Source organism: Paraburkholderia sp. CNPSo 3076, assembly GCF_026343935.1.
Taxonomy (GTDB): domain Bacteria; phylum Pseudomonadota; class Gammaproteobacteria; order Burkholderiales; family Burkholderiaceae; genus Paraburkholderia; species Paraburkholderia nodosa.
Map to the genome: position 1 here is coordinate 81,894 of NZ_JAPMAL010000026.1, position 19,134 is coordinate 101,027.

Genomic DNA, 19,134 nt, shown 5'->3' on the forward strand with positions numbered 1-19,134 from the left:
TATGCGCCGGCTGTGTCGTCGCATTATAAAAGCAAAGGGCGCACGTCCTGGACGTGCGCCCTTTGCGTTACTGCAGGTCGAGATTCGAGCGGCGCCTGGCCCTCGCCGGCGCGGCTCAGCCCCGCCTAGCCCGTCACCGCGCCCAGGTTCGCCGGGCGCGCGAGCGCCGCATACTTCGCCATGACACCGCGGGTGTAACGCGGCGCGGGCTGCTTCCACGCCGCGCGCCGGCGCGCGAGTTCGGCGTCGTCCACGTTCAGTTGCAGCAGGAGCGTGTGAGCGTCGATGGTGATCGAGTCGCCTTCCTGCACGAGCGCGATCGTGCCGCCCTCAAACGCTTCCGGCGCGACGTGGCCCACCACCATGCCCCAGGTGCCGCCCGAGAAGCGTCCATCGGTGATCAGCCCAACCGACTCCCCAAGCCCCTTGCCGATGATCGCCGAAGTCGGCGCGAGCATTTCCGGCATGCCGGGACCGCCCTTCGGGCCGAGATAGCGCAGCACGACCACGTCGCCTGCCTTGATCTCGTCTGCGAGGATGGCTTCCATCGCGCTCTGCTCGTCGTCGAATACGCGCGCGGGGCCCGTGATGACCGGATTCTTCAGGCCTGTGATCTTGGCGACCGCGCCCTCGGTCGCGAGGTTGCCCTTGAGGATCGCCAGGTGGCCTTCCTTGTACAGCGCCTGGCTGATCGGGAAGATCACCCGCTGGTCCGCGCGCGGCGTGGACGGCACGTCCTTGAGTTCTTCCGCGATGGTCTTGCCCGTGATGGTGATGCAGTCGCCATGCAGGAGGCCCGCATCGAGCAGGATCTTGAGGACCTGCGGAATGCCGCCGGCCTCGTGCAGGTCGGTGGCGACGTACTGGCCCGAGGGCTTCAGGTCGCAGATCACCGGCACCTTCTTGCGCATGCGCTCAAAGTCGTCGATGGTCCATTCGATTTCCGCGGCGTGCGCGATGGCGAGATAGTGCAGCACGGCATTGGTCGAGCCGCCCGTCGCCATGATGAGCGCCACGGCGTTCTCGATCGACTTCTTCGTGATGATGTCGCGCGGCTTGAGGTCCTGCTTGACGGCCTCGACCAGCACACGCGCCGATTCCGCCGCCGAGTCGACTTTCTCCTCGTCGGGGTTGGCCATCGTCGACGAATACATGAGCGACATGCCGAGCGCCTCGAACGACGAACTCATCGTGTTCGCGGTGTACATGCCGCCGCACGAACCCGTGGAAGGGCAGGCGTTTTTCTCGACGCCTTCGAAATCTTCTTCGGTCATGCGCCCCGCGGTGAATTCGCCCACGGCCTCGAACGCCGAGACGATGGTGAGGGCACGACCCTTCCAGTTACCCGGGCGGATCGTGCCGCCGTACACGTAAATGCCGGGCACGTTGATGCGCGCGAGCGCGATCATGCCGCCGGGCATGTTCTTGTCGCAGCCGCCGATCACGACCACGCCGTCCATCCACTGGCCTTGCACGCAGGTCTCGATGCAGTCCGCGATGACTTCGCGCGAGACGAGCGAGTACTTCATGCCCTCGGTGCCCATCGACATGCCGTCCGAGATCGTGGGCGTGCCGAAGGTCTGCGGGTTCGCGTCGGCGCGCTTGATGGCGTCGACGGCCGCGTCGGTCAGGCGCTGCAGGCCGGCGTTGCACGGCGTGATGGTCGAATGGCCATTGGCCACGCCGATCATCGGCTTGTCGAAATCGGCCTTCTCGTAGCCGAGCGCGTAATACATCGAACGATTGGGCGAGCGGGCGACGCCTTGCGTGATGTGCTTCGAACGACGGTTATAGGGCATGGGGACCTCCGGTGGATTTTGTCTCGGATGCCGGGTGTGGGTTCTGGTTTGGGGGAGCGCCGGCAAGTCTATGGAAGCATGCGATTTCGCGAGAACGCTGTCCAATATATTATTCGTGGTCTATTGAGTCGAAAAACATATCAGCATGACAACAGCGCGAGACCGCTGCCGATGAATCCGACTATCCCCGATCTGCGCCAGCTTCGCTATTTCGTCGCCGTGGCCGAGGAGCAGCATTTCGGCCGCGCGGCGGCGCGCCTGTCGATGACGCAGCCGCCGCTCTCGCAGGCCATTCGCGCGCTGGAGGAGACGCTGGGCGTGGAGCTGTTCGCGCGCACTCGCCGTTCGGTGGAATTGACAGCCGTGGGCGCCGATCTGCTGCCGGAGGTGCGGCGCCTCCTGGCGAGCGCCGAAGCGCTGCGGCCGCTCGCCCAGAGCCTCGCGCGCGGCGAGGCGGGCGTGCTCGCGCTGGCCTTCGTTTCGACCGCCGACTACGGCTTGCTGCCGCTTTTGCTGCGCGACTTCGGCGCGCACTATCCGCGCGTGCGCCTGCAGCTCGCCGAAGCCACGAGCGACGTGCAGGTGGAAGAGCTGGTGGCGGGCCGCATCGATGCCGGCCTCGTGATCGCACCCGTGCCGCCGCGCCACGCGGCCCAGCTCGCTTACCAGCCGATCGCGCGCGAGCCGCTCGTGGTCGCGATGCCCACGGCGCTTTCGGCGCGCCTTGGCGGCCCGTGCGCCGACGACTGGCACGACGAGCCCGTGAGCCTGCGCGATCTCGCCGATGCGCCGCTCGTCGTCTTCCCGCGCCATCTGGCCCCCGGTTTCTACGACACCATCATGGACTGCTACGGCGCGGCCGGCCTCGCGCCCCTCATCGGCCAGGAAGCGATCCAGATGCAGACGATCGTGAGCCTCGTCTCGGCCGGCATGGGCGTGGCGCTCGTGCCGCAGTCGCTGCGCCATCTGCGGCGCACGGGCGTCGTGTACCGGCCGCTTACCGGGGCGGTGCCGGCCATCGAAACAGGCCTCGTCTGGCGCTCGGCCGAGGTGAGCCCGGTGCTCGCGGCGTTCATCGAGATCGTGCGCGCGCACGCGGCGACAGCGGGCGGGCCGGCGCGCGAGGGCTAGCCTGAAGCTGGGTGGGCCGCGCACGTCATCTGTCACCGTGACACTCGCCGCGCATCGCCAAACCTGCATTTTGGTTCGCGCCCCCTCGCGTCGGCGATAATGTCACGCCATGACGCGCCGGCGGCGAACCTCGCCGCTATGCAAACGTCCAACGCGCTTTGCCCGCTTTCGTGAGCGGCGCGCTACTGCTTACAACCCGATTTCAATCGATATCGCCGACAAGACTTCATCCACGATGCTCATCCACCCGAACTTCGACCCCGTCGCCATTCATCTGGGGCCGCTCGCCGTGCGCTGGTACGGCCTCATGTATCTCGTCGGCTTCATTCTGGCGATCGTGATCGGCCGTCTGCGCCTGCGTTTGCCGTACGTGGCCGCGCAGGGCTGGACCGCGAAAGACATCGACGACATGCTGTTCTACGGTGTGCTCGGCACGATACTTGGCGGGCGCCTGGGTTACGTGCTGTTCTACAAGGCGAGCTGGTATTTCGCGCATCCGCTCGACATCTTCAAGGTGTGGGAAGGCGGCATGTCGTTTCACGGCGGCTTCCTCGGCGTGACGTTCGCGATGGTTCTGTTCGCGTGGCAACGCGGGCGCACCTGGCTGCAAGTGACCGACTTCGTCGCGCCGATGGTGCCCACGGGGCTCGCCTTTGGCCGTCTCGGCAACTTCATCAACGGCGAGCTGTGGGGCCGCGTGACCTCGCCCGACTCGCCGTGGGCCATGCTGTTTCCGGGCGCCGCGAACGACGATGCCGCGTGGCTCGCCGCGCATCCGCAACTGGCCGCGCAGTGGCATCTGAACGAGGTGTTCGCGCAGTACCATCTGCTGCCGCGCCATCCTTCGGAGCTGTATGAAATCGCGCTGGAAGGCATCGCGCTGTTCATCGTGCTGATTCTGTTCGCGCGCAAGCCGCGCCCCGTTGGCGCGATTTCGGCCATGTTTCTGATCGGCTATGGTCTCGCGCGCTTCACGGTCGAGTTCGCACGCGAACCCGATGACTTCCTCGGCCTGCTCGCGCTCGGCCTCTCGATGGGCCAGTGGCTCTCGCTGCCGATGATCATCGTGGGGATTGGCTTGATGACGTGGGCGTATCGCCGCGCCAAGCGTGGCAACGACGGCGCGCAGGTAGCGGGCGCAAAGAGCTGACACGCGCACGACGCGCTCCGCGTTTTAGCCCATGAAAAAGGCCACGGTTTTCACCGTGGCCTTTTTTACTTGCGTGCCTGAACTGCTTGTTTGGCGCGCCTTACTTCATCTGCACCGAGCCGGAGACGTTGACCGTCACCGTGGACGTGCCGCCTTCGAGCGGCACAGGCGCCGACATCTTCGCGTCAGCCGAAGCGGCGCGCGCGCTCATCATCATCATGGGGCGCGGCATCACGCCCGAGTGCCCCACGTTCACGTCGCGAATCGTGTAGCTGCTGTAGCCGAACGCGCGCGTGGCCGAGAGCGCCTGGTCGCGAAACGAGGCGATGGCCTGGCCCGAAAGCTTTTGCTCGGCGGCGCGCTGCGCCTCGGGCGACAGCGAGAACTGCACGTTGCCCACCTGCATGATCGACGAGAGGTCGCCGGCGAGCTTCGACGCCGCGGCGAAATCATGCGACTCGAGCACGACTTCCGTGCGGCCGCGCCAGGCGGAGATGCGCCCGTCGCGATCCGTGGAAGGGAAGATCGAGAACTGGCCGGAGTGCGCGGTCACGTTCGCGACGCCTCTGGCGCGTTGGAGCGCGGCGTCGGCGCGCTGATTGAGCGTTGCGGTGAGCGAGGCGGGATCGTTCGCTTCCTGTTCGTAGAACAGCGTGATGTTGACGACGTCCTGAGGCACTTCGGCGCTCGCCTGCGCGGACAGTGAAAGCACGCCCGAGGGCTGCTGGAAGCGCGCGTCGCTCTGTGCGAACGCGGCGCCCGGCGCGAGCGTCATGGCGAGGGGGAGGGCGGCAGCCAATGCGGCGGCGAGCGTGACGGCGGTTTTTCGGTTCATTGAGACTCCTTGCAGAACTGGCGTCGCGCGCAAGGCATTCGTGACGCGCGACTGTGCGCGATTGTGCTTGAAGTCGCGCACGAATGCTGTGTGCGTGCCCGGCCACGTCAACACCGCATCACATCAGATGTTTCGTGATGAAGTTCCACTCGGCCGTCGTGACCGGCGTGATCGAAAGGCGATTGCCCTTGGCGAGCACGCGCATGTCCGCGAGTTCCTCGTGCTCGCGCAAGGCGGCCAGCGCAATCAGCGGGCACTTCTTCTTGAACACGACGTCGACGAGTATCCAGCGCGGATTTTCGTGCGTCGATTTCGCGTCGTAGTAAGGGCTTTTCGGATCGAACTGAGTGGGATCGGGGTAGGCCGTGGACGACACCTGCGCGAGGCCCGCAATACCGGGCTCAGGGCAGCTCGAGTGATAGAACAGCACGCCGTCGCCTTGCTGCATGGTGTCGCGCATGAAATTGCGCGCCTGATAGTTTCGTACGCCGGTCCAGGGCAGCGTGCGCTGCGGCGCATTTGCGAGGTCGTCGATGCTTGCTTCGTCGGGTTCGGACTTCATCAGCCAGTAGCGCATGAGTCGAAGTTCACGTCGAAATGGGGAGGGGCGAGCGTGCGCGCCACGCAACAAGGCAAGTGCAGGCCGCACAATGGAAAACGGCATCGGACTGTGGTCCGATGCCGTTTGAATAGGTCCCCGCCATAGCCGCTAGGCCGGCATCCTGAACCGAGGGTTCAGAATTGGTCGCAGTTAGCAGCACTTCGGGTACATCAGACTGTGTGACGCGCACGCCCGTGCTACAAATTTCCGCAACCGTGCACATGGCATTGGTTCAAGGAATATATGACCTTGGCGAACCAGGCAGGGAAGCTGACTAAACTGGTTGGCAGCGTGTTTAGAAACGCGCGTTTCTAAACAAATCAACGCTACCTATGAACAACATCATACCGCACATTAGCGCTGACAACTGCGACGTACGACAGCGCTTATTGCACACCGTACTGGTGAATCACAGCGCCGAGTTGTTCGTTCATTTGGCGCATTGTACGACGGATTTCTTCGGCTGGGAATGCTTCGCCGTGTCGCACGCTCGTTTGCAGGCGCAGCAGTTCCGAGGCGAGCGAGAGCGCCGCCATGACGGCGATGCGATCGATGCCGCGCACGTTGCTGTGATTGCGGATCTTGGACATTTCGGCGTCCACGCGCGCCACGGCTTCGAGCAGCGCCTGTTCCGTTTCCGGCGAACAGACGAGGCGATAGGTTTGGCCGAGTATCGTCGCTTCGATCTGCTTGGTGGTCATGCATTTTCTCCGTGGCGGGCCGCGTTGCTGTCGTCGTCGTTGCTCTGCGACGGCTCAAGCAGATCGAGCTGGTTGTCGCGCTCGTTACCTGCGCGTGCGCGTGGCAGCTTTTCGAGGATCGCGTTCAGCCGCACCTGCGCATCGTCGATCTTGGCCGAGAGTGCATCGCGCTCGGCTTGTAGCGCGGCGCGCTCCTCGCGGACCTGTTCGAGTTCGGTGCGTGTTTCGTCGCATTGCGCACGCAGCTGCGCGAGTTGCTCTTCGAGTGCGAGGCGTGCTTCGTGTTGGCGCTGATTAATCTCGATCAGCCGCCCGATGTTTTGTGAGAGTGTTTCGAGTTCGTTGAGCATGTGCTGCGTCCTCTAAAGACAGGCATTCTAGCGCGGATTAACGCGTATTTTGATAATTGTGTCGTTTCCAGACGTAACAACCCGGCTTCTTACCCGAATCAGGCCCAAAACCCTCGCTACGTGTGCTGCATACGCCGGGCGGGAACGTAATTTGCCAAAGCCGCGCGCGCAGCGCATCGTCTCGATCGTGGTCCGCGCGTTATAACATCACGGATTCATGGTCTTTTGCCAGTGCTTTTGCGAACGGCTTGTGCCATGCCGCTTCTGCTACGCGTCATGCTGAATCTTTCGCGACAAACATACTCGCTCTGTCGTGGCCTGCGATAGCCCTGTTGTCTTTCTGTGTGAACTTGATTGAAATCCGCCGCCGAGTTTCCCGATGCGTTCCATGAGCCGCGATGAGTCCCACGCTGTGCCGCCTGTGCCACCGATGCACGCGTTGCCGCGCCGCTCGATGAGCGCGCGCCGCGCGTGCATGATCTGGGGCGCGCTCGCGGCAGTGGCGCTCGTGGTGTTCGCTGCATCGCTCGCAACCGGCAGCGTGAGCGTGACGTTTGCGCAGGCGCTGGCGGCGCTGGCTCCCGCGCGTGACGTGCATGACGTGCATGGCGCGCCGGACATGGCAGTCGAAATCGTGCGCACGCTGCGCTTGCCGCGCGCGTTGGCGGGTTTTGCATGTGGCGGCTTGCTCGCGCTGGCGGGCGCGCTGCTGCAGGTGCTGCTGCGCAATCCGCTTGCGGAGCCCTATGTGCTGGGCGTGTCGGGAGGCGCTGCCGCGTTCGCACTCGTGGCGATGATCGCGGGCGTGGCGTGGTGGGGCGTGCAGGCGAGCGCATGCGCGGGTGCATTCGTTTCGATCCTGCTCGTGCTCGGCCTCGCGCGCCGCGAGTTGTGGCGCGGCGAGCCGCAAGACAGCTCGCCGCGGCTGCTCCTGACGGGCGCGGTGACGGCGGCAGGCTGGGGCGCATTGATCACGCTGCTGCTCACGCTCGCGCCTGACACGCGCTTGCGCGGCATGCTGTTCTGGCTCACGGGCGATCTCAATGGCGTGAGCACGCCATGGCCCGCGCTCGCGACGCTTGGCGTGGTCCTTGCGTGCATCGTGCCCGCCGCGCCGATGCTCAACGTGCTGCTGCGCGGCGACGCTGCTGCGCAGGCGCTCGGTGTGCCGGTGCTGCGTCTGCGCGTGGGCATTTATCTTGCCGCGTCGCTCGCGGCGGCCGCTGCCGTGACGACGGGCGGCACCATCGGCTTCGTGGGGCTCGTCGTGCCCCACATGCTGCGCCTCGCGTTCGGCAACGACCAGCGCATGCTCGTGCCCGCCGCCGCGCTCGCGGGCGGCGTGGCCGTGATGGGCGCGGACCTCGTTGCGCGTACGGTGGCGGCGCCCGCGCAGTTGCCGGTGGGCGTCGTGACTGCGCTCGCGGGCGTACCCGTTTTCCTGTGGATGCTGCTCGCGAGGCGTGGACGATGAGCGATACGCATCCACCCTTGCTCGCGGTCCACGCGCTCACGTTGCGCGCGGGCGCGCGCACGCTCGTGGAATCGCTCACGCAAAGGTTTGCCGCTGGCGAAATCTGGTGCGTGGCGGGCGCGAATGGCGCGGGCAAGACCACGCTGATTGGCGCGCTCGCGGGCCTGGGCGAGCCCTCGGCGGGACGTGTGGAAGTGGAGGGCATCGCGCTCTCGCAGTGGCCGCCGGTGCGCCTCGCGCAGCGCCGCGCGCTGATGCCGCAGGACCAGCGTGACGCCTTCAGTGCGAGCGTGATCGACACCGTGCTGCTCAATCGCTATCCGCATCTTTCGGGCTGGGGCTGGGAAGGCGACGCCGATCGCGCCGCCGCGCATGCCGCGCTCGCCACGCTCGGCCTCGAAGCGTTCGCCGCGCGTGATGTGCTGTCGCTCTCCGGCGGTGAGCGCCAGCGTGTCGCCCTCGCCGCCGCGCTGTGCCAGGGCGCGCCGCTCCTGCTGCTCGACGAGCCGCTCGCGCATCTGGACCTGCATCATCAGATCGCGTGTCTTCAAGCGCTCTCGCACTGGGTGCGCAGTGAAGCGCGGACGGTGCTGTTTTCGTGCCACGATCTCAATCTTGCGCGGCGTTTCGCAACGCACGCGCTCCTGCTCGACGGCCGCGGCGGCTTTCACGCGGGCCCCGTGCGCGATGTGCTCACGCCGGAGCGCGCGAGCGCCGCATTCGGTCATCCGCTCGTGCTGATACGCGAGGGCGCGCACGAGGCGCTTGTCCCTGCACTCGTCCCTGCACTCGGCTCGACATCTTCATCACCGCATTCGCCGGGATCGAACGGCGTGCACCAGTGCGCCGCTGTCGCCCGCATCACTTCGAAACGAAACACACCATGACGTCATCGCTTACCGAACTGCTCGCCGTCGAACCGCTCGACCTCTCGTTGCGCGACGAACTGCAACGCCTCATCGACACGAAGACCAAACCGCCCGGCAGTCTCGGCCGCCTCGAAACACTGGCGCGCCAGCTCGGCATGATCCAGGGCACGACGCACCCGAGCGTCGAGCGTCCCGTGATGATCGTGTTCGCAGGGGACCACGGCGTTGCCGCCGAAGGCGTGAGCCCGTATCCGCAGGCCGTGACCGCGCAGATGGTCGCGAACTTCGTGGCAGGGGGCGCGGCGATCAACGTGTTCAGCAACGTGGCGGGACTCACGCTCGAAGTCGTCAACGCGGGCGTGGCGACGCCGCTGCCGCCGTCGCCCACACTCGTCGACGTGCCCATCGCGGCCGGCACGCGCAACTTCGCGCGCGAGCGCGCCATGACGCGCGACGAAGCCATCGCCGCGCTCGCGGCGGGCGCTGGGCGCGTGCGCCATCACGCGGCGCTCGGCACGAACGTGATCGGCTTCGGCGAAATGGGCATTGCGAACACGTCGTCGGCCGCGTGCCTGATGAGCCGGCTGTGCGGCGTGCCGATCGACGAATGCGTCGGGCGCGGCACGGGCCTCGACAATGCGGGTCTTGCGAAAAAGCGCAATGTGCTCGCGGCGGCGCTCGCGCATCACGCCGACGCGCGCGAGCCGCTCGACGTGCTCGCCGCGTTCGGCGGCTTCGAGATCGCGATGATGACGGGCGCGTACCTCGAAGCGGCACGCTCGCGCATGGCGATTCTCGTGGACGGCTTCATCGCCACCTCGGCGCTGCTCGTGGCCGACTCGCTCGCGCCGAACGTGCGCGACTACTGCGTGTTTGCGCACGCATCGAACGAAGCGGGGCACCGCCGCATGCTCGATCACTTCGGTGCGCGCGAACTGCTCGCGCTCGATCTGCGTCTGGGCGAGGGCACGGGTGCGGCGCTCGCGGTGCCGCTGCTGCGCGCGGCGGTGGCGTTCCTCAACGACATGGCCAGCTTCGAGTCGGCCGGCGTCGACAATCGCAGTGATCGCCACGCCTGAGCGCCGCGCGATGAATCCGCTTGCGGAGCTGCGTTATTTCTTCACGGCGCTGGGCTATTTCACGCGCGTGCCAGTGCCGCGCTGGGTGGGCTTCGAGCCCGCATGGCTCAACGCGGCGGCGCGCTACTTTCCGCTCGTCGGCGCGTTGATCGGCGCGCTTGGGGCGCTCGTCTATCTCGCCGCGTTGCGCGTGTTTCCGGCGAACGTGGCCGTGCTGCTGTCGATGGCGCTCACGCTCCTCGCGACGGGCGCCTTCCACGAGGATGGTCTCGCCGACTGCCTCGACGCATTCGGCGGCGCGTACACCCGTGAGGACGTGCTGCGCATCATGCACGATTCGCGCATCGGCGCGTTTGGCGCGATCGGTCTCGTGGTGGCGCTCGCGCTCAAGTGGCAGACGCTCGCGGCGCTGCCGCCGGCGCGCGCCGCGATGCTGATGATCGCCGGCCACGCCGCGAGTCGCGCGTGCGCGATCAGCTATCTCGTCTCGCTCGGGTATGTGCGTCCCGAGGGCAAGGCCAAGCCCGTCGCGCAGCGCATGAGCGTGCCCGCGTGGCTGTGCGCGTGCATGTTCGGCTTGCCGTGGCTGTTCTGGCCGGCGGGGTCCGGCGCGCCCGACTGGCGCGCGGGCGCAGCGACGCTCGTCGTGCTCGCCGGGTTGCGCTATGGGTTGGGCCGTTACTTCGTGCGCCGCATCGGTGGCTATACGGGCGATTGTCTCGGCTTCGCGCAACAGGTGTTCGAGATTGCCGTCTACCTCGTGGGGCTCGCATGGATCTCGTTCTGATCCGCCATCCGGCCGTGGCGGTGGATGCAGGGGTGTGCTACGGCGCGAGCGATGTGCCGCTCGCGGGCGACGCGACGCAGCAGGCCGCGTCGATTGCCGGGCGGATTGCGGCGCTCGGCGTGCGCGAACCGCAACATATCGAAACGAGCCCGCTCACGCGCTGCGCGAGCGTGGCGGCGGCGCTTGGCCGTCTGCGCGGCTACACGCCGCAAGCCGAAGCACGCCTCGCAGAGATGGATTTCGGCGCGTGGGAGATGCAGCGCTGGGACGCGATCGAGCGCGCGCAGATCGACGCATGGGCCGCGAATTTCGAGCATGCGTGTGAGCACGGCGGCGAGAGCGTTGCGCAGTTCGATGCGCGCGTGAGCGGCTGGTTCGACGCGCTCGACGCGTGCGAGAAGTCCGCCGTTTGGGCCGTCACGCATGCGGGCGTGATTCGCGCCGTCACGGCGCGCGCGCTCGGCATGCCGCTCGCGCGCTGCGTGCGCTGGCCGCTGGAGATGGGCGCCATCGTGCATTTGCGTTACGACTCGTCGAGCGCCCTATGGCTGCTCGCGCGCTGGAACGCATGGTAAGTCGCTGAGGATAGCGAATCAATGCGCCGCGGCATTGCGCGAGCGGGCGAGGTCGAGATCCTCGCACAACTGCGCCGCGCCCAGGGCGATGCGTGGCGCGGGGCGCGTGAGCAGATCGCCGTCGATGGCGAAGAGATTGCCGTGCGCAACGGCGGCGAGCGCGGGCCAGGCGCGCCAGCGCTCGAGGCTCGGCAGCGGGCGGTCCGGCGAGGTCGCGCCCTGTGACGCGGTGACGATCGCATCGGGATTGGCGGCGAGGACGGCTTCAGTCGTTACCGTCGGCACGAGCGGTTCGAGCGCCGCGAACACGTTGCGCCCGCCGCAGAGCGCGATCACGTCGCTGGTCATATGCGAGCCGTTGAGGGTCATCAGCGGCTGATCCCAGACTTCGTAGAACACGCTCACGGGTGCGCGCTGCGCATAGCGTGCGCGCAGCTGCGCGATGTCGCGGCGATAAGCAGTCGCGGCGGCCTGCGCGGTGTCTTCGGTGCCGAGCAGCACGCCGAGGCGCATGAGCGAGGTCGCGACGTCGTCGAGCTTGTGCGGCTCGCTGAAAAAGAGGGGGATGTGCAGTGCGCGCAGACGATCGAGCTGTTGCTGCGCGTTGCCGTGACGCCAGACCACGATGAGATCGGGCTTGAGCGCGGCGATGCGCTCGAGGTCGAGCGCGCGATTGTCGCCCACGCGCGGCACCTTTTGTGCGTCGGGCGGGTAGTCGCTGTAGGCCACGGCGCCGACCACTTTCGCGCCGCCGCCCGCGGCGTAGAGCAGCTCGGTCGCGTGGGGCGCGAGGCTCACCACGCGCCGCGCAGGCGCGGGGAGGGTGACGGTGTTGCCGGCGTCGTCGATGGCGGTGACGGTCGCATGCGCGGCGCAGGGCAGTATCGTCGCGACCAGCAGCGCCAGCGCAATAGCGGCCGCGCGCATCAGCCGATCGTCCGCATGGCTTGCCCGAGTGCGCTGTCGAAGCGCTGCCATTCGCCTTCGGACGCGGGCAGGCCAAAGCGCAGGCTGGCCGGCGCGTCGAAGCGGCGCGTCCACACGGCGTGGCGCGCGAGGGCGTCCTGCAGCGCCGGCGCGCGCGGGTCCGTCATCCACGCGAACAGCGGCGTGGCGCGCGGCGTGAAGCCGTGAGTCTGCAACAGCGCGACGAGGCGCGCGCTTTCGGCGGCGAGGCGAATGCGCGCCTCGTTCTGCCACGCGCTGTCTTCGAATGCATGGGTGACGGCGTGGCGCGCCGGCCCGCTCACGGTCCACGCGCCCAGACTCGCGCGCAACGCGGCCAGCAGGGCGGGTGCGGCGAGCACGAATCCACAGCGCGCGCCCGCGAGCCCGAAGAACTTGCCGGGCGAGCGCAGCACGACGAGTCCCTCGCGGCGGGTTGCGTGCGCAAGCGTTTCGGATCGCTCGTGGCCGAAGGCATCGGCAAACGCTTCGTCGACGATCAGCGTGCCGCCGCGCGCCGCGAGCTGCGCATGCCAATGCAGCAGGCGGTCGGCAGCAAGATGCGTGGCTGTCGGATTGTTCGGATTCACCACGACGGCATGCGTGACGGTATCGGGCAGCGTGTCCTGCATGACGTCGAGCGGCACGATCTCATGGCCTGCGCGCGCGAACGCCGGTGCGTACTCGCCGTAGGTGAGCGGTGCGATCGCTACACGCGCACCCGGCAGCAGCGCCGGCAGCGCGCGGATCGCGGCCTGACTGCCCGCCACCGGCAACAGGTGGCGGGCATCGGGTGCGCCGTAGTAGCGCGCGGCGCACGCGGCGAAGCCGTCGCCGTCGTCGGGCAGGCGCCGCCATGCCGTGGGCGGCACCGGCGGCACGGGGTAGCCATGCGGATTGATGCCGGTGGAGAGGTCGATCCACGCGTCCCAGGCGATGCCGTAACGCTGTGCGGCTTCGTGCAGATTGCCGCCGTGCGCGACGAGTGCGGCTGGCTGCTCAGACATGGGTCGCCACGCTCACGAAGGCCAGTGCGAGCAGCGCCGCGAGCCACAAAATGGTGGTGCGCTCGACGAGCCGCAGGGCCGCATCCACGTGCTGCGCGCGCGGCGGCGAGCCCGCGCCGAGCGCCGGGCGCTCCTCGAGCATGCCGTGATAAACGGCCGCGCCGCCCAGCAGCACGTTCAGGCTGCCCGCGCCGGAGGCCATCACCGGGCCCGCGTTCGGGCTCTCCCAGCGATGCGCCTGTTCGCGCCAGCAGCGCAGCGCCATGCGCGTATCGCCGAGCAGCGCGTAGCTCGCGGCCGTGAGGCGCGCGGGCATCCAGTTGAGTACGTCGTCGATGCGCGCGGCCGCCCAGCCAAAGCGCAGGAAGCGCGGCGTGCGGTAGCCCCACATGGCATCGAGCGTGTTGGCGAGACGGAACGCGAGGGCGCCCGGGCCGCCCGCGATCGCGAACCAGAACAGCGCGCCGAAGATCGCGTCGTTGCCGTTTTCGAGCGCCGATTCGACGGCCGCACGCGAGAGCGCGGTGGCGTCGGCCCCGGCTGTGTCGCGCGAGACGATGCGGCCCGTCAACTCGCGCGCGGCTGCGAGGTCGCGCCGGGCGAGCGCGGCGCCGATCGGCGCGATGTGCTCCGTGAGGCTGCGCGCACCGAGCGCGAACCAGAGCAGCGCAACGTGGAGCGCCCAGGCGAGCGGCCAGGGCAGCAGTGCGCACAGCAGCGCGGCGACGACGACGGGCGGCGCAACGGCGGCGAGCCATGCGACGAGGCCGAGCGGACGGCCGCGGCGGCCTATGTTCAGGCGCGCCTCGATGCGGTTCGCGTAGCGGCCGAAGGCGACGAGTGGGTGGGCGCGGCGCGGCTCGCCGAGCCAGCGGTCCACGGCGACGCCGGCCACGGCGAGCGCGGCGGTGACGGGTAGCGAGAGCATCATGAGGTCCCGCGCGGCGCTTTGAGCACCAGAGGCAGGCCCGCGGCGACGAGCGTGGCGCGGTCGGCGAGCGCCGCGATGCGCTGATTGAGGCGGCCGAGTTCGTCCACGTAAAGGCGTGTGGCCGCGCCCATCGGCACGACGCCCATGCCGATCTCGTTGCTCACCACGAGCACCGTGCCTTGTGCGCGCTCGCAGGCGGCGGCGAAGGCGTCGAGGCGCTCGCGCCAGTCGGGCAGCGGCGCTTCGGAGTCGGCGGGGCAAAGCAGGTTCGCGAGCCACAGCGTGAGGCAGTCGATCAGCACGCACTGGCCGGGCGCCGCTGCTGCGTCGAGGGCGGGAGCGAGATCGAGGGGCGCCTCGGCGAGCGCCCAGTGCGCGGGCCGGCGCGCGCGATGGTGCGCGATGCGTTCGGCGAACTCAGTGTCGCCGGTCACGCGCGCGGTGGCGATATAGGTGACCGGCAGTGCGCTCGCGTCGGCGAGGCGTTCGGCGTGCGCGCTCTTGCCCGAGCGCGCGCCGCCGACGATGAAGGTGAGATCGCGCGAAGTCATCGCGTGATTGTAACGGCTGCGCTCAGGCCCGCCGTTGTCCGTTCGGCCAATGTCGCGCCGTGGTCCTGCGCCGTGGTCCTGTATTGGGCGGCGGGGCGATGGGATAATGCGCGTTCGCCTTCGCCGCCCACCCAAGCGCTTCATGACCGCCACGCTACCCGCCCGCGTACCCACCGGCACGCTGATGATCCAGGGCACGACCTCCGACGCCGGCAAGAGCACGCTCGTCGCCGGCCTGTGCCGCCTCGCGCGCCGCGCGGGGGCGCGCGTCGCGCCGTTCAAGCCGCAGAACATGGCCCTCAACAGCGCCGTGACCGTGGACGGCGGCGAGATCGGCCGCGCCCAGGCGCTGCAGGCCGTCGCCGCCGGCATCGAGGCGCATACCGACCTCAATCCGGTGCTGCTCAAACCCAATAGCGACCTCGGCTCGCAGGTCATCATCCACGGCAAGGCGCGCATGAACCTGGGCGCGCGCGCGTACCAGGACTACAAGCCGCTCGCGCGCGAGGCCGTGCTGGCGTCCTATGCGCGTCTGCGCGCGCGCTACGACACGGTGTTCGTGGAAGGCGCGGGCAGCCCCGCCGAAGTCAACCTGCGCGCCAACGACATCGCGAACATGGGTTTTGCCGAGGCGGTCGATTGCCCGGTCGTGCTCGTGGCCGACATCGACCGGGGCGGCGTGTTCGCGCATCTGATCGGCACGCTGGCCTGTCTTTCGGAGAGCGAGCGCGCGCGCGTCAAAGGTTTCGTCATCAACCGCTTTCGCGGCGACCGCACGCTGCTGGAACCCGGTCTCGTCTGGCTCGAGCAGCAGACGGGCAAGCCGGTGCTGGGCGTCGTGCCGTATCTGCACGGCCTCACGCTCGACGCCGAGGACATGCTGCCCGGCGCGGCCCACAGCGGCGCACAGGCTGGCGGCGAGACGCTGCGCGTGGTCGTGCCGGCGCTGCCGCACATCAGCAACCACACTGACTTCGACGCGCTGCGCGCGCATCCGCAGGTCGATTTCACCTATGTGCGCACGGGCGAAGCGCCGCCCGCCGCCGATCTCGTGATCCTGCCGGGCTCGAAGAACGTGCGCGACGACCTCGCGTGGCTGCGCGCCCAGGGCTGGCAGACGGCGCTCGCGCGGCATCTGCGCTATGGCGGGCGCGTGATCGGCATTTGCGGCGGCATGCAGATGCTCGGGCGCGCGATTGCCGATCCGCATGGCGTGGAGGGCGAGCCGGGCACGGTCGAGGGCTTCGGCTGGCTCGACTACGAGACCGTGCTCACGCGCGAAAAGACCTTGAAGAACGTGACGGGCGCGCTCGCGCTGGAAAGCGCGGATGGAGATACGGTCGCGGGCCCGGCGCGCGTGGCGGGCTACGAAATCCATATGGGCGAGACGCGCGGGCGCTCGCTCGAATCGCCCGCGCTATGGCTCGCTGTAGGCGACGAGGGGGCGACGCGCCCGGATGGCGCGCGCTCGGCGGATGGCCAGATTCTCGCGACCTACGTGCACGGCCTCTTCGACACGCCGCAGGCATGCGCGGCGCTCTTGCGCTGGGCCGGGCTCGCGCAGGCGCGCGCGGTGGACTATCCGGCGTTGCGCGAGGCGTCGCTGGAGCGGCTGGCGGACACGCTCGCGGCAAGCCTCGATCTGGAGAAGGTGTTCGGCGTAATCGGCTAAAAGCGCGGCTGACCGGCTCAGTAAAGCACCATCTGCGTACAGCGGAACAGCGCGATGGTCTTGCCGTCCGGGCCGCTCACGGTGGCGTCCCAGACCTGGGTGCTGCGCCCGAGGTGCACGCCCTTCGCCACGGCCGAGATCGTGCCTTCGCGTGCAGTGCCGAGATGATTGCTCTTGATCTCGATGGTCGTGAAGTTCTTCGCGTTGGGCGGCAGGTGCGCGAGGCAGGCGTAGCCGCAGGCCGTGTCGGCGAGGCCGATTACCGTGGCGGCGTGCAGGAAGCCATTGGGGGCGAGCAGGTCGCTGCGCACGTCGAGTTCGGCGCGCAGCAGGCCTTGCTCGAGGACTAGCGGGCGAAAGCCCAGCAAATCGGGCAGGCGGCCGCGCTGTCGTTCGAGCAGGGATTCGATCGTGATGTCGTGGCGTAGCGTGCTCATGCTCGGTCAGTCTCCTTGATTTGATATGAACATTGCGGGTGCGCGCTCGTGGGGGGCTTCGGCGGCGCGCAATTTGCCGATAATATCGGACGGTTGATTCGGGGCGCCGGCTCGTCTGCAAGGCGCCTCGCCAGGTATCGAAGAACGCATCACGCAAAATCACGGCAATCCGGCTGGCCATGCGCCAGCCATCCTGACGGGAGCATTCATGACGGTAATCGTGGTGGCGAATCCCAAGGGCGGCGTGGGAAAGAGCACGCTGTCCACCAATCTGGCCGGCTATTTCGCCGCGCAGGGCGAGTGGGTGGCGCTCGCGGACCTCGACCGGCAGCAGTCCTCGCACGCCTGGCTCGATCTGCGGCCCGCGACGCTGCCGGCCATCGAAAGCTGGGAGGTCGATCTGGACAACCCGGCGAAGCCGCCCAAGGGGCTCGAGCACGCAGTCATCGACACGCCCGCCGGCCTGCACGGCAACCGGCTCGGGGCGATCATCGAGCTGGCGGACAGGGTGATCGTGCCGCTGCAGCCCTCGATGTTCGACATTCTCGCCACCCAGGACTTCCTGAACCGCCTGGCCAAGGAAAAGGCCGTGCGCAAGGGCGCGATCCAGGTGGGCGTGGTGGGCATGCGGGTGGACGCGCGCACGCGCTCGGCCGAGCAGCTGCAGCGCTTCGTCGAGGGCCTGGAGCTGCCCGTGCTGGGCTATCTGCGCGACACCCAGAACTACGTGCAGCTCGCCGCGCACGGCCTTACGCTGTGGGACGTCGCGAAGAGCCGGGTCGAGAAGGACCTCGACCAGTGGCAGTCGATTCTCGGCTGGGTCGACGGCAAATAAGCGTGCAGGGACGGCGGCGCGGGCCCGATGAGCCGCGCCGGCCAGACCCGCGTTTTAGCTCCAGCTTTGCGTGGGCACGTGGTCGCGGCTGCCCTTGACGCGGTTGTTCTCGTCCACGAACACGAGGTCCGGCTTCCAGCCGGCCTTGAGCTCTTCCTCTTCCACGTTCGCGAAGGCTGCGATGATCACGAGGTCGCCCAGTTGCGCGCGGCGTGCGGCCGAGCCGTTCAGCGAGATCATCCCGCTGCCGCGCTCGCCCTTGATCGCGTAGGTCGTGAAGCGCTCGCCATTGTTGATGTTCCAGATGTCGATGCGCTCGTTTTCGACGATGTTCGCCGCTTCGAGCAGGTTTTCGTCGATGGCGCACGAGCCTTCGTAGTGCAGCTCGCAGTGCGTGACCGCGACGCGGTGGATCTTCGACTTGAGCATATGGCGTTGCATGGAGGGTCTCCTCAGGCGGGCGGGCGCGCGGCCCGCCGCGGGTAGGCGGAATCTGGGGCTATCGGGTGAAAGCGGGACGGCGCGGCCGCCCGCGGGCCTCAGATCTCGAGGTTGTCGATCAGGCGCGTCGCGCCGAGCCTGGCGGCAGCCAGCACGACGAGCGGCGACTCGGCGTCGCCGGCCACGCCCGGCGCGGGCGGCAGCAGGTTCGCGCGCTTGCGGATCGCAATGTAGTCGGGCTTCCAGCCGCGCGCGGCGAGCGTCGCCATGGCGTCGAGTTCGAGCTGCTGGAAGTCGCGGCGGCCCGACAGCACCGACTCGCGGATCGCGCGCAGCACGCCCGCCAGTTGCGGCGCCTCGGCGCGCTCGGCGTCGCCCAGATAGCGGTTGCGTGAGCTGAGCGCGAGGCCGTTGGTGTCGCGCACGGTTTCCGCGGCGACGATCTCGGTCGGCAGCGCGAACTGCTGGCACATCCCGCGCATGATCATGAGCTGCTGGTAGTCCTTCTTGCCGAACACGGCCACGCGCGGCTGCACGCACGACATCAGTTTCATGACGACCGTGCACACGCCCTCGAAGAAGCCGGGGCGGAATTCGCCTTCCAGAATGTCGCCCAGGTCGTGCGGCGGCCGCACGCGGTACTCCTGCGGCTGCGGATACATGTCGCGCTCGGTCGGCGCGAACAGCACGTAGACGTTTTCCTTCTGCAGCTTCTCGATGTCGTCCTGAAGCGTGCGCGGATACTTGTCGAAGTCCTCGTTCGGGCCGAACTGCAGCCGGTTGACGAAGATACTCGCTACGACCGGGTCGCCGTGCTGGCGTGCGAGGCGCATCAGCGAGAGATGGCCTTCGTGCAGGTTGCCCATGGTCGGCACGAACGCGGTGCGGTTTTGGCCGCGCATCTGGTCGCGCAATTCCTGAATCGAGCTAATGACTTTCATGATCGGATGCTTTGTGCCTCGCG

21 protein-coding genes and 1 other RNA gene are annotated in these 19,134 nt (G+C 68.0%); 9 read left to right on the forward strand and 13 right to left on the reverse strand.

Annotated features, from left to right (window positions below; all coding sequences use genetic code 11):
- Positions 1–125 precede the first annotated feature (125 nt).
- Complete coding sequence (ilvD, locus tag M3A49_RS27865) at positions 126–1,799, reverse strand: dihydroxy-acid dehydratase (RefSeq protein ID WP_254355964.1); 1,674 nt, start codon at positions 1,797–1,799, stop codon at positions 126–128.
- Positions 1,800–1,970: 171 nt separating this feature from the next.
- On the opposite strand from ilvD, the gene M3A49_RS27870 reads away from it, so the two are divergent.
- A complete protein-coding gene (locus M3A49_RS27870) occupies positions 1,971–2,930 on the forward strand; it encodes a LysR family transcriptional regulator (protein ID WP_266231905.1) in 960 nt (319 codons plus the stop codon).
- Between the two features lie 235 nt (positions 2,931–3,165).
- Positions 3,166–4,080, forward strand: coding sequence for a prolipoprotein diacylglyceryl transferase (gene lgt / locus M3A49_RS27875; protein ID WP_266231906.1), 915 nt, complete (start codon positions 3,166–3,168; stop codon positions 4,078–4,080).
- 100 nt (positions 4,081–4,180) lie between these two features.
- Here lgt and M3A49_RS27880 read toward each other — a convergent pair whose 3' ends face one another.
- The 5 genes from M3A49_RS27880 to M3A49_RS27900 form a co-directional block, all read right to left on the reverse strand.
- Complete coding sequence (locus tag M3A49_RS27880; RefSeq protein WP_266231907.1) at positions 4,181–4,915, reverse strand: SIMPL domain-containing protein; 735 nt, start codon at positions 4,913–4,915, stop codon at positions 4,181–4,183.
- Positions 4,916–5,033: 118 nt separating this feature from the next.
- Positions 5,034–5,492 (reverse strand): EVE domain-containing protein, encoded by a 459-nt coding sequence (locus M3A49_RS27885; protein WP_254355968.1) that lies wholly within the window; start codon positions 5,490–5,492, stop codon positions 5,034–5,036.
- Positions 5,493–5,605: 113 nt separating this feature from the next.
- A non-coding RNA gene (gene ssrS / locus M3A49_RS27890) (6S RNA) lies at positions 5,606–5,787 on the reverse strand.
- A gap of 115 nt (positions 5,788–5,902) precedes the next feature.
- The gene (locus tag M3A49_RS27895; protein WP_028207760.1) at positions 5,903–6,217 is read right to left on the reverse strand and encodes a cell division protein ZapA; all 315 of its coding nucleotides are present in this window, start codon (positions 6,215–6,217) and stop codon (positions 5,903–5,905) included.
- A complete protein-coding gene (locus M3A49_RS27900) occupies positions 6,214–6,567 on the reverse strand; it encodes a hypothetical protein (protein ID WP_028207759.1) in 354 nt (117 codons plus the stop codon). Before M3A49_RS27900 ends, M3A49_RS27895 begins: the two co-directional genes overlap by 4 nt.
- A 388-nt stretch (positions 6,568–6,955) precedes the next feature.
- Between M3A49_RS27900 and M3A49_RS27905 the strand changes: the two genes are divergently transcribed.
- The 5 genes from M3A49_RS27905 to cobC are packed head-to-tail and all read left to right on the forward strand — an operon-like array spanning position 6,956 to position 11,351.
- Positions 6,956–8,041 (forward strand): FecCD family ABC transporter permease, encoded by a 1,086-nt coding sequence (locus tag M3A49_RS27905; protein ID WP_416339024.1) that lies wholly within the window; start codon positions 6,956–6,958, stop codon positions 8,039–8,041.
- On the forward strand, positions 8,038–8,928 hold the full coding sequence (locus tag M3A49_RS27910; RefSeq protein ID WP_266231908.1) for an ABC transporter ATP-binding protein: 891 nt from the start codon (positions 8,038–8,040) through the stop codon (positions 8,926–8,928). The genes M3A49_RS27905 and M3A49_RS27910 overlap by 4 nt, the downstream gene beginning before the upstream one ends.
- Positions 8,925–9,989, forward strand: a complete 1,065-nt coding sequence (gene cobT, locus M3A49_RS27915) for a nicotinate-nucleotide--dimethylbenzimidazole phosphoribosyltransferase (RefSeq protein WP_266231909.1) — start codon at positions 8,925–8,927, stop codon at positions 9,987–9,989. Before M3A49_RS27910 ends, cobT begins: the two co-directional genes overlap by 4 nt.
- A gap of 10 nt (positions 9,990–9,999) precedes the next feature.
- Entirely contained in the window at positions 10,000–10,776 is a 777-nt protein-coding gene (locus tag M3A49_RS27920; protein WP_266231943.1) for an adenosylcobinamide-GDP ribazoletransferase, read from the forward strand.
- The gene (gene cobC / locus M3A49_RS27925; protein ID WP_266231910.1) at positions 10,761–11,351 is read left to right on the forward strand and encodes an alpha-ribazole phosphatase; all 591 of its coding nucleotides are present in this window, start codon (positions 10,761–10,763) and stop codon (positions 11,349–11,351) included. Before M3A49_RS27920 ends, cobC begins: the two co-directional genes overlap by 16 nt.
- An 18-nt stretch (positions 11,352–11,369) precedes the next feature.
- On the opposite strand, the gene M3A49_RS27930 is transcribed toward cobC, so the two are convergent.
- Genes M3A49_RS27930 through cobU form a run of 4 tightly spaced genes read right to left on the reverse strand, consistent with a single transcriptional unit; the run spans position 11,370 to position 14,785 of the window.
- Positions 11,370–12,278 carry a cobalamin-binding protein gene (locus M3A49_RS27930; protein WP_254355972.1) on the reverse strand — a complete coding sequence of 303 codons (909 nt, stop codon included), beginning with the start codon at positions 12,276–12,278 and terminating at the stop codon, positions 11,370–11,372.
- Positions 12,278–13,303, reverse strand: a complete 1,026-nt coding sequence (gene cobD, locus M3A49_RS27935; protein ID WP_266231911.1) for a threonine-phosphate decarboxylase CobD — start codon at positions 13,301–13,303, stop codon at positions 12,278–12,280. Before cobD ends, M3A49_RS27930 begins: the two co-directional genes overlap by 1 nt.
- A complete protein-coding gene (gene cbiB / locus M3A49_RS27940) occupies positions 13,296–14,231 on the reverse strand; it encodes an adenosylcobinamide-phosphate synthase CbiB (RefSeq protein ID WP_266231944.1) in 936 nt (311 codons plus the stop codon). The genes cobD and cbiB overlap by 8 nt, the downstream gene beginning before the upstream one ends.
- Complete coding sequence (cobU, locus tag M3A49_RS27945) at positions 14,231–14,785, reverse strand: bifunctional adenosylcobinamide kinase/adenosylcobinamide-phosphate guanylyltransferase (protein ID WP_266231912.1); 555 nt, start codon at positions 14,783–14,785, stop codon at positions 14,231–14,233. Before cobU ends, cbiB begins: the two co-directional genes overlap by 1 nt.
- Before the next feature lie 142 nt (positions 14,786–14,927).
- Here cobU and M3A49_RS27950 point away from each other — a divergent pair, with 142 nt between their 5' ends.
- Positions 14,928–16,457, forward strand: coding sequence for a cobyric acid synthase (locus M3A49_RS27950; protein WP_266231913.1), 1,530 nt, complete (start codon positions 14,928–14,930; stop codon positions 16,455–16,457).
- 17 nt (positions 16,458–16,474) lie between these two features.
- On the opposite strand, the gene M3A49_RS27955 is transcribed toward M3A49_RS27950, so the two are convergent.
- Positions 16,475–16,894, reverse strand: a complete 420-nt coding sequence (locus M3A49_RS27955; RefSeq protein WP_069265444.1) for a PaaI family thioesterase — start codon at positions 16,892–16,894, stop codon at positions 16,475–16,477.
- A gap of 208 nt (positions 16,895–17,102) precedes the next feature.
- Between M3A49_RS27955 and M3A49_RS27960 the strand changes: the two genes are divergently transcribed.
- Positions 17,103–17,729 (forward strand): ParA family protein, encoded by a 627-nt coding sequence (locus tag M3A49_RS27960; RefSeq protein ID WP_266231914.1) that lies wholly within the window; start codon positions 17,103–17,105, stop codon positions 17,727–17,729.
- Positions 17,730–17,783: 54 nt separating this feature from the next.
- Here the strand turns inward: M3A49_RS27960 and panD are convergent, their stop codons facing one another.
- Complete coding sequence (panD, locus tag M3A49_RS27965) at positions 17,784–18,170, reverse strand: aspartate 1-decarboxylase (protein WP_266231915.1); 387 nt, start codon at positions 18,168–18,170, stop codon at positions 17,784–17,786.
- Between the two features lie 98 nt (positions 18,171–18,268).
- Complete coding sequence (gene panC / locus M3A49_RS27970; protein ID WP_266231916.1) at positions 18,269–19,111, reverse strand: pantoate--beta-alanine ligase; 843 nt, start codon at positions 19,109–19,111, stop codon at positions 18,269–18,271.
- Positions 19,112–19,134: the final 23 nt, after the last annotated feature.

Bases quoted from the DNA above. Each gene is read 5' to 3' on its own strand.
- cbiB (WP_266231944.1), bottom strand. From the start codon at position 14,231: ATGCTCTCGCTACCCGTCACCGCCGCGCTCGCCGTGGCCGGCGTCGCC.
- M3A49_RS27880 (WP_266231907.1), bottom strand. From the start codon at position 4,915: ATGAACCGAAAAACCGCCGTCACGCTCGCCGCCGCATTGGCTGCCGCC.
- cobD (WP_266231911.1), bottom strand. From the start codon at position 13,303: ATGTCTGAGCAGCCAGCCGCACTCGTCGCGCACGGCGGCAATCTGCAC.
- M3A49_RS27950 (WP_266231913.1), top strand. From the start codon at position 14,928: ATGACCGCCACGCTACCCGCCCGCGTACCCACCGGCACGCTGATGATC.
- M3A49_RS27910 (WP_266231908.1), top strand. From the start codon at position 8,038: ATGAGCGATACGCATCCACCCTTGCTCGCGGTCCACGCGCTCACGTTG.
- cobT (WP_266231909.1), top strand. From the start codon at position 8,925: ATGACGTCATCGCTTACCGAACTGCTCGCCGTCGAACCGCTCGACCTC.
- M3A49_RS27870 (WP_266231905.1), top strand. From the start codon at position 1,971: ATGAATCCGACTATCCCCGATCTGCGCCAGCTTCGCTATTTCGTCGCC.
- lgt (WP_266231906.1), top strand. From the start codon at position 3,166: ATGCTCATCCACCCGAACTTCGACCCCGTCGCCATTCATCTGGGGCCG.
- panC (WP_266231916.1), bottom strand. From the start codon at position 19,111: ATGAAAGTCATTAGCTCGATTCAGGAATTGCGCGACCAGATGCGCGGC.
- M3A49_RS27955 (WP_069265444.1), bottom strand. From the start codon at position 16,894: ATGAGCACGCTACGCCACGACATCACGATCGAATCCCTGCTCGAACGA.
- M3A49_RS27930 (WP_254355972.1), bottom strand. From the start codon at position 12,278: ATGCGCGCGGCCGCTATTGCGCTGGCGCTGCTGGTCGCGACGATACTG.
- ilvD (WP_254355964.1), bottom strand. From the start codon at position 1,799: ATGCCCTATAACCGTCGTTCGAAGCACATCACGCAAGGCGTCGCCCGC.
- M3A49_RS27905 (WP_416339024.1), top strand. From the start codon at position 6,956: ATGAGCCGCGATGAGTCCCACGCTGTGCCGCCTGTGCCACCGATGCAC.
- panD (WP_266231915.1), bottom strand. From the start codon at position 18,170: ATGCAACGCCATATGCTCAAGTCGAAGATCCACCGCGTCGCGGTCACG.
- cobC (WP_266231910.1), top strand. From the start codon at position 10,761: ATGGATCTCGTTCTGATCCGCCATCCGGCCGTGGCGGTGGATGCAGGG.
- M3A49_RS27885 (WP_254355968.1), bottom strand. From the start codon at position 5,492: ATGCGCTACTGGCTGATGAAGTCCGAACCCGACGAAGCAAGCATCGAC.
- M3A49_RS27920 (WP_266231943.1), top strand. From the start codon at position 10,000: ATGAATCCGCTTGCGGAGCTGCGTTATTTCTTCACGGCGCTGGGCTAT.
- M3A49_RS27900 (WP_028207759.1), bottom strand. From the start codon at position 6,567: ATGCTCAACGAACTCGAAACACTCTCACAAAACATCGGGCGGCTGATC.
- M3A49_RS27960 (WP_266231914.1), top strand. From the start codon at position 17,103: ATGACGGTAATCGTGGTGGCGAATCCCAAGGGCGGCGTGGGAAAGAGC.
- cobU (WP_266231912.1), bottom strand. From the start codon at position 14,785: ATGACTTCGCGCGATCTCACCTTCATCGTCGGCGGCGCGCGCTCGGGC.
- M3A49_RS27895 (WP_028207760.1), bottom strand. From the start codon at position 6,217: ATGACCACCAAGCAGATCGAAGCGACGATACTCGGCCAAACCTATCGC.